The organism is Cyanobium sp. N5-Cardenillas (assembly GCF_024345515.1).
GTDB lineage: Bacteria > Cyanobacteriota > Cyanobacteriia > PCC-6307 > Cyanobiaceae > Cyanobium.
This window is the reverse complement of sequence record NZ_JAGQBG010000170.1, coordinates 1-6,994: the sequence shown is the minus strand read 5'-3', so window position 1 is coordinate 6,994 and position 6,994 is coordinate 1. Positions and strand designations below refer to the sequence as shown.

At 68.2% G+C, this 6,994-nt stretch carries 9 protein-coding genes and 1 riboswitch; of the genes, 4 read left to right on the top strand and 5 right to left on the bottom strand.

Annotated elements, in window-relative coordinates; all coding sequences use genetic code 11:
• Positions 1-473: arginase family protein (locus tag KBZ04_RS12775; protein WP_254992289.1), on the bottom strand; the 473-nt coding region annotated here is incomplete at its 3' end.
• A 31-nt stretch (positions 474-504) separates the two neighbouring features.
• A riboswitch (guanidine-I (ykkC/yxkD leader) is annotated at positions 505-650 on the bottom strand.
• 68 nt (positions 651-718) lie between these two features.
• Positions 719-997 carry a DUF3136 domain-containing protein gene (locus KBZ04_RS12770; RefSeq protein ID WP_254958104.1) on the bottom strand — a complete coding sequence of 93 codons (279 nt, stop codon included), beginning with the start codon at positions 995-997 and terminating at the stop codon, positions 719-721.
• A 228-nt stretch (positions 998-1,225) separates the two neighbouring features.
• Here KBZ04_RS12770 and KBZ04_RS12765 point away from each other — a divergent pair, with 228 nt between their 5' ends.
• From KBZ04_RS12765 to ppk2, 3 genes are all read left to right on the top strand, one after another.
• Positions 1,226-1,384 carry a hypothetical protein gene (locus KBZ04_RS12765; RefSeq protein ID WP_254992288.1) on the top strand — a complete coding sequence of 53 codons (159 nt, stop codon included), beginning with the start codon at positions 1,226-1,228 and terminating at the stop codon, positions 1,382-1,384.
• Between the two features lie 69 nt (positions 1,385-1,453).
• Positions 1,454-1,612, top strand: a complete 159-nt coding sequence (locus KBZ04_RS12760) for a hypothetical protein (protein WP_254992287.1) — start codon at positions 1,454-1,456, stop codon at positions 1,610-1,612.
• Positions 1,613-1,767: 155 nt separating this feature from the next.
• Positions 1,768-2,742, top strand: a complete 975-nt coding sequence (gene ppk2 / locus KBZ04_RS12755; RefSeq protein WP_254992286.1) for a polyphosphate kinase 2 — start codon at positions 1,768-1,770, stop codon at positions 2,740-2,742.
• On the opposite strand, the gene KBZ04_RS12750 is transcribed toward ppk2, so the two are convergent.
• Genes KBZ04_RS12750 through KBZ04_RS12740 form a run of 3 tightly spaced genes read right to left on the bottom strand, consistent with a single transcriptional unit; the run spans position 2,733 to position 6,697 of the window.
• Complete coding sequence (locus KBZ04_RS12750) at positions 2,733-5,105, bottom strand: type II CAAX prenyl endopeptidase Rce1 family protein (RefSeq protein WP_254992285.1); 2,373 nt, start codon at positions 5,103-5,105, stop codon at positions 2,733-2,735. The genes ppk2 and KBZ04_RS12750 overlap by 10 nt on opposite strands.
• Before the next feature lie 7 nt (positions 5,106-5,112).
• Positions 5,113-5,694, bottom strand: a complete 582-nt coding sequence (locus KBZ04_RS12745) for a rhomboid family intramembrane serine protease (protein ID WP_254992284.1) — start codon at positions 5,692-5,694, stop codon at positions 5,113-5,115.
• A gap of 37 nt (positions 5,695-5,731) precedes the next feature.
• A complete protein-coding gene (locus KBZ04_RS12740) occupies positions 5,732-6,697 on the bottom strand; it encodes a malate transporter (RefSeq protein WP_254992283.1) in 966 nt (321 codons plus the stop codon).
• A 77-nt stretch (positions 6,698-6,774) separates the two neighbouring features.
• Here KBZ04_RS12740 and KBZ04_RS12735 point away from each other — a divergent pair.
• Positions 6,775-6,994: SPFH domain-containing protein (locus KBZ04_RS12735; protein ID WP_409995980.1), on the top strand; the 220-nt coding region annotated here is incomplete at its 3' end.

The window sequence follows — 6,994 nt, the reverse complement described above, 5'->3', positions numbered from 1 at the left end:
GCGGGGATGGTGAAGATGTCACCCACGTCGCAGAGGGTGATCTGCTCGCGCAGGTCGACCCCCATCTCGTAGTTGTAGGGGGTGTACAGGGCCGAGATGCGGCGGATTCCCTGGGGGCCGAAACGGGTGCCGGGGCGGTAGGTGGTGCCGCTGTCGTGGGGAACCCCAACCACCGCCACGTCGAACTCCCCGACCCGGTTCACATCTTCCAGGTAGGGGGCCTTCATGAAGGTGTTGATGCCCGCGTAGTGGGGCAGCTCACCGCGGGAGAAGGTGGAGATGCGCCGATCAATGATGCTATCGGCCGCCTCCAGGCCATAGCGAAGGCCCTGGTCCACCTCCTGCTGCCAGCCCGTCAGGGGCAGGGCGGCTTCCTTCTCCAGGGCCCGGGCGCCTTCACTGCCGGTGGGGTGACCACCCCGCGCAAACGCCTCAGACGCATCAGCCTGGCTGCCGCTGGACGGTTCGTTCATTCGGTCCTCTGGGCACGGTGGGAATGGGGCGGTCTCCCGGGCTTTTGTCCCTCCGTGCCATTCACTGTTCTGGGGACATGGGGTCCTGAACGGTGAATGTGCTTCTCTCGGACCAGACATCCCTTGCTTTGAAGGCAGAACCTGCAAAGGGGGACCGGAACCCTAGAAGCAATGTCCGCCCAGGCATGGTGAAGGTCCATGGGGCTGGCCGTTGTGACGGTTGCTACCGGAACCCCCTGGTCGGTTCAGGTGGGACAGGGGAGGCCCGCCGCCTTGCGGTTGGTTTCGCGGCGCAGCAGCAGAAACAGGTAGTCGGGGTCCTTGTACTGGCTCGGCAGGCACTGGTGCAGTTGCTCAAGGCGGTGCCAGCAGACCGTGCGCTGGATCTTCTTCAGGGTTCGTCCTTCGCGGACCAGAAGGCGCAGGGCCTTGCAGTACATCGAATAGTTGGCCTCCAGTTCACCGATGGTGACTTTCGGAATCGTGGCCTTCGGCAGGGACGCTGGAAGCGATCGGGCGCTCATCGGCCATCCTTCGGGGCAGGCCCCGCAGAGATCTCCCCACTGTCGTTCATGGCCGGCCATCCTGCGCCCCCCAAACGGGGACATTCCGGCCTGAAGCTCCGGCAGGGGGCCGCTGCTGTCGGCTGGGCCTCAGGGGGCCGGCCATGGGGGTTCGCTGACCCGACCGCCACGATGGCGCTGCACCCCTTCCGATTCAGTTAAGGTTTTGGCAACAGATTGACACCAGGCATGAACGCTGACCATCCCGTTCTCAATGCGCTGCTGGAGCAGCTCCGCTCCCTCAACGATCAGTACAGCCAGCTTCCCAACGAAATCAACCGCTACCGCGTTGTCCGCCAGGAGCAGCTGATCGCCCAGTGGGCTCCCGGTTTCAGCTTCGCTGCCTGAGCGCCCGGCGCCCCAAGCCCTTGTGCTGGTTAACTTTCGATAAGATGTTGCTGCCTCTTGGCTGAGGTCATGCATAAAAATCACCCCGTCTACCACTCCCTGATCTCCAGGCTTGAAAGCCTCAAGGATCAGTACCGGCGCCATCCCTGCGAGACGAGCCGCTATCGGCTTGTGCGGCAGGAGCAGTTGATCGCCCAGTGGGTCCAGACCTCTGAATCTCCCAACTGAAGCAGCGGCAGTGGCGGCCGGTCGCCTGTTGCGATCCGGGCCCCCTTCGCTGAGCCAAGCCCCGCCAAGCTGCTTGTTTGTCTCAGGGTGACCGTTGTTGCCGTCTCTTGGCCGTGGATGGGCTATGCCGTCAACAGCTCACCTTCCGCAGTGGCATGGGAAAAAAGGACAAAAGTGGTTCCAAGGTCAAGGCCGACAAGTCGGCCGCGAAATCCGGGGACCTGAGCAGCAAGGACAAGTCAGGCAAGAAGGCGGCGAATGGCCACCGATCCGGCGGTATCAATGAGTCGGATCTTTACCACCCCTCTCCCCTCTTCGACGACTTCGCCAGCCATCCGGAGGGCCGCCCCCCCAAGCTGGACCGCAAGTTCTATGAGAAGGAACTGGCCCGGCTGCAGGTGGAGCTGGTCAAGATGCAGTACTGGGTGAAACATGTGGGCTACCGCATGATCCTGCTGTTCGAAGGCCGTGACGCCGCCGGCAAGGGCGGAACCATCAAGCGGATCACCGAGCCCCTGAACCCCCGCGGCTGCAACGTGGTGGCCCTGGGCACCCCCTCCGACCAGCAGAAGTCCCAGTGGTACTTCCAGCGTTATGTGGAGAACTTCCCCTCGGCCGGGGAGATCGTGCTGTTCGACCGCAGCTGGTACAACCGGGCCGGCGTTGAGAAGGTAATGGGCTTCTGCGCTCCGGAGCAGGTGGATGAGTTCATGCTGTCCTGTCCGGAGTTTGAGCGCATGCTCGTGCGCAGCGGCATCACCCTGATCAAGTACTGGTTCTCCGTCAGCGACGACGAGCAGGAGATCCGTTTCCGCTCCCGTCTCGAAGACCCCGCACGGCGCTGGAAGCTCAGCCCGATGGATCTGGAATCCCGCGATCGCTGGGTGGAGTTCTCCCGCGCCAAGGATGAAATGTTCGCCCACACCAACATCCCTGAGGCTCCCTGGTTCACGGTGGAGGCCAATGACAAGCGCCGGGCCAGGCTCAACTGCATCCGTCACCTGCTCAGCAAGATCCCCTATGAGGACATGACCCCGGCCGCCATCGAGTTGCCCCCCCGCAAGAGCGGCGGAGACTATCAGCGGCCCCCGATGAACGAGCAGTTCTTCGTTCCCAACGCCTATCCCTGAACGGCCTGACCAAGCCGCGAGCGGCCCCCCAGGAGCTCCAGCCAGATCAGCACCACCAGCCAGTGGATCAGCACCGGCGGCCAGATGGAGCCGGTGGCGAGGTAAGCGATCACGCAGACCACCCCCAGCAGACTGGCCAGGACCAGGAAGCGGCCGTCGTCGAACAGGCGTCTCCCCATGGGATACCAGAGCCGGCCGGCCAACGGATGCCAGGCGACGAACAGCCCCACACCCAGGGCGCCCCAGGCGACGCTGTCCCATCCACTCAACCCTTCGAGCGGGTGGGGCAGCAGGGCTGCGCGGAACAGGGTTTCTTCAACCAGGGCCGGGGTCAGCAGCAGGACCATCGCCTGGCGCATCAGTCCAAGGGGCCGCACCCTTGTGCGCTGCGCCGGCAGGAATCCCGTGGCACGCCCAAGGACGAGGGCCACGGCGGCGTAGGCCCCCAGCAACAGGGCGGCAAGGGCCAGGCCACGACCGGTGAGGGGGGCGAAGAACGCGTCCATCAGCCGGGGCAGCACGACCGCTACCACGGGCAGCTGGCCCAGCAGCTGGGTCGGTGCCAGGGGGGTCAGGCGCTGGTCAGCTCCGGGAAGCTGGTTGGTGCGCACCAGATGCAGGGGGTCGCCATGGCGCAGGAACACCCCGGCCATCTCATCGTGGGCCCGACGGGGCAGCATGGAGCGCCAGCTGAGCACCCCGTCCCACAGGCTCCGGTTGGCCTTGAACCGGTCCGGGCCATCGCCCGGGTTGTCCATGAGGGAGGCGTTGTGGCGCCAGTCGTCGCGCACCATGCCGAAGGGGGTCAGCAGGGCATCGAGGGCCTGGGCCAGGGACGCCAGCCGGGGCAGGTCGCCGCCGTTCAGGTCCCGGCGGCGGCGACGCAGCTGGTCGATGGCGATCCAGAGGGCCTGGCTGGAATCCTGCACGCAGGAGATGGCAGGACTGACCAGGGACACGCCGCGGCCGTCGCCGCTGCGGTAGCGGGCCATCAGCACCTCCGCCTGGATCGCCAGTTCCTCCAGCAGCAGGGGCTCGGTGCGCACCAGCACGTCGGAGATCGGACGGGTGCCCAGCCAGCCCCGCTGCAGGTTGCCGGTGTAGGCGCTCCAGTCCTGGCTGCCGGAGACGATGCCGTTGGGGTTGTTGGCATAGATCTGGTGGTAGCGCAGGTCGAAACGGGGCTGTCCCGTGAAGGGATCGACCACCACCCGGGCGGCGCCGAAGGCGAAATGGCCCGTGACCGTGAAGCCGCTGATCGCTTCCCCGTCGGGGCCACCGATGCCGCCGAAGCTGTGGATCACCAGGGAGCGGTCGCCGGGTTGCCATGGGGTGGGGGCACCGCCGGGGAGCAGGTCGACCCGGCTGTCGCGGCCGCGACGGGTCTGGTCGGCACTCCAGTTGACCCGGCTGATGTGGTTCAGCCCTGCAGTGGTGCCCCGCAGCAGCCGGTCGCTCGCCAGGGAGGTGAGCCGCCGCGGCTCCAGGGCCTGGACGGTGAAGGTACCTGCGCTATCAGGGGCTCCGTAGAGGTACCAGCCTTCGTCGCCCGCTGGTGTCTCCAGCAGCCCCTCCGGGTCGAAGAAGCGCCGGCCGTGGCGATCGGGTGGCTGGCGGGGCAGTCGCACGGTCTCCACGGCACCGCTGAAGCCCCCCCGGAGCCGGTCGTAGTGCTGCACCCGGAAACGCTCAGGGTCGGCAGGATCCCGGGATAGCAGTCGCACGAGGCCCACCCAGCGGCCGGTGCTCTGCAGGGGCGGACGGCCGATGCGCAGCATCGGCTCCCCGTCCCGCTGCTCGAGCAGCACCGCCTCGAGCGCCACGGTGATGTCGTCGTGGGGGTGGGCACCGGCCAGGGACTGCAGCGGCCCCACGTCATCGCGGCCGTCGAGCCGGGTGGGCACCACATTGCCCTGCTGGGCCGCCAGGCGGGCCTCGGCCCCGAGCCGCACAGGCGTTCTCACGTTGCCCACCAGGGCGTGCAGCTTCGGGTCGTGCTGCCAGCCCAGGCGCAGACGCCGGCCGATCAGGTCGTGATGGCCGTCCGGGGCCTGCTCCACCTCCAGCCATACCCAGTCTTCGCCGCCCCGGGCCATGGCGGTGACAGGGGGAAGAATCAGCCGTCCAAACCAGTCGCCATGGGGGCGGTAGAGGGCCGGATCCGGCCGGCGCTCCAGGGGATAGTGCGCCGGACGGTTGAAGGGGGCCCGCCAGGCCAGGTCATAGCTGGTGGGCGGCTGGGTCAGGGCCGCCCTGGCCAGGGGCAGGAGCAGCAGCGCCATGGCGCCGATGGCCAGCAGGAGAGCAGGCCAGCGGCGGCGGCGGTGGGGAGGCCGCCTCAGCCCTGGCTGTGGCAGGGGCAACAAGTCGCTAGCTCCCCCCTGCGCGGTGGATCGCCAGGGCGGCCAGCACCCCCCCGGCGAAACCGGAGGCGTGGCCGATCCAGCTCACACCCGGGGGACTCAGGAAGGGCAACAGGCTGGGCAGGGCCCCCCCGTAGGCGAACAGGGCCGTGAGCGACAACAGAATCGAAAGCGGGCGGCGCTCCAGCCAGCCGATCAGCAGCAGGTAACCCAGCAGGCCGTAGATCACCCCGGAAAGCCCGTGGCTGGCCTGGTGCCAGAACAGCCAGACCGGAATGGCCGTTGCGTAGACCCCCAGCCAGACAGCCAGGTAGTCGCCCCGGCTCTTGGCCAGCACCAGCCAGGAGAGGGGCAGGAACCAGAGGCTGTTGCTGATCAGGTGCCCGAAGCCACCGTGGCTGAAGGGTGCCGTCAGCACACCGAGGAAGGGCCCCCCCGGCACCATCGGCAGGTTCCAGCGCCCCCCGAAGAAGATCTGGTCGATGATTTCCTGGGCCCAGGGCACCGCCAGGATCAGAAGGGGCAGCACGGCCACACCCTTGAGGTGGGACAGGCTGCGGTCGAGACGCTGGGAGAGAGATCCGGCCATGGCCGTCGACGGTTGGGCAAAGCGTTCGGGGCCAGTCCTAGCTCCCCAGCGGACCGCTCAGCAGCCACCACCACAGCGGAACCGAGGCCAGCGCCAGGGCCGTGCTCCACAACACCAGAGCCGCCACCGCTTCCGCCGCCTCCTGCTGCTTGGCCGAGGCCCCTTCCGGCTGCCCGACGGCGGCCGCTTCCGTGAGCAGCAGCACCGAGACGCCGGTGGGAGCCGCCGCCTGCAGCACCACCGCATCCCGCAGCAGGGACGGCAATCCCAGCAGGCTGGCCAGCAGCAGCATGGCCAGGGGCAACGCCAGGAGCTTGCCCACCAGGGCCACCCCCAGCCCGGGGGGGCGGTCGGGGCTCGGATGGCGGCGCCGCAGCACCAGACCCAGCCGCATCCCCACCATCCCCAGGGCCACCAGGATCACCAGGCGTGCCGGCCACCACAGCCACTGGGCCAGGGTGGCGCTCCAGGGGGTCTGGTGCACGAGCAAGGCGAGCAGCAGCCCCCGGATCGCCGGGCTGGTGGCCAGGACGCGCAGCTGCTGGCGGAGGCGGCCGGCGCGTCGGTCGACCAGCAGCGGGCCAAGGCTCCAGGTGATCAGGGTGGCCATAAGATCGAAGGAGATCGTGAAGCCGATGGCCTCGGCGGGGAGCAGGGCCAGCCCAATAGGGAGTCCCCAATAGGCGGTGTTACCCACGATGCAGCCCAGCTGCAGGCTGCCGTCGGGGATCCGGCGGCGCAGGGCCGGCAGACGCAGCAGCAGCAGGCCCAGGCCCGAGGACGCGGCCGCCATCAGCGCCGCCGTAAGCAGGTTGGCCTGGAAGCCCGAGCGCAGCAGCAGGGCCACCAGGCCGATCGGGATCCCCCAGGAGATCAGCGGTGGGGCCAGCCTCCCCGGCAGCCCGGGGAACCGCAGCCCCAGCAACAGTCCGATCCCCAGGGCCGGCACCAGTTCGAGCAGGAAGCGCAGCACCAGCCCTCTCCCATCTGCCGGTCGTCCCACGATGGCGGCCCGGGGCCACCAACGCTGCCTAGGGTCGTCGCACCCCCACGGCTCCAAGGTTCCCGATGCAATCCCCCATGCGCTCCGGCGCAGACAACGGCCTCGGCGGCCTCTGGCAGCTGATCTTCGCCGCCGTGCTCGGAGGACTGGTGTTGCTTACCCAGACGGTGTTCATCGTGCCGGCGGGCAGCGTCGCCGTGGTCACCACCCTGGGCAAGGTCACCGGCGTGCCACGGCAGCCGGGGGCCAACTTCAAGGTCCCCCTGGCCCAGAACACCTCCCTCTTCGACGTGCGCA

Excerpts from the sequence above, each read along its gene's own strand:
- KBZ04_RS12770 (WP_254958104.1), bottom strand. The coding sequence starts at position 997 with ATGAGCGCCCGATCGCTTCCAGCGTCCCTGCCGAAGGCCACGATTCCG.
- KBZ04_RS12765 (WP_254992288.1), top strand. The coding sequence starts at position 1,226 with ATGAACGCTGACCATCCCGTTCTCAATGCGCTGCTGGAGCAGCTCCGC.
- KBZ04_RS12760 (WP_254992287.1), top strand. The coding sequence starts at position 1,454 with ATGCATAAAAATCACCCCGTCTACCACTCCCTGATCTCCAGGCTTGAA.
- ppk2 (WP_254992286.1), top strand. The coding sequence starts at position 1,768 with ATGGGAAAAAAGGACAAAAGTGGTTCCAAGGTCAAGGCCGACAAGTCG.
- KBZ04_RS12745 (WP_254992284.1), bottom strand. The coding sequence starts at position 5,694 with ATGGCCGGATCTCTCTCCCAGCGTCTCGACCGCAGCCTGTCCCACCTC.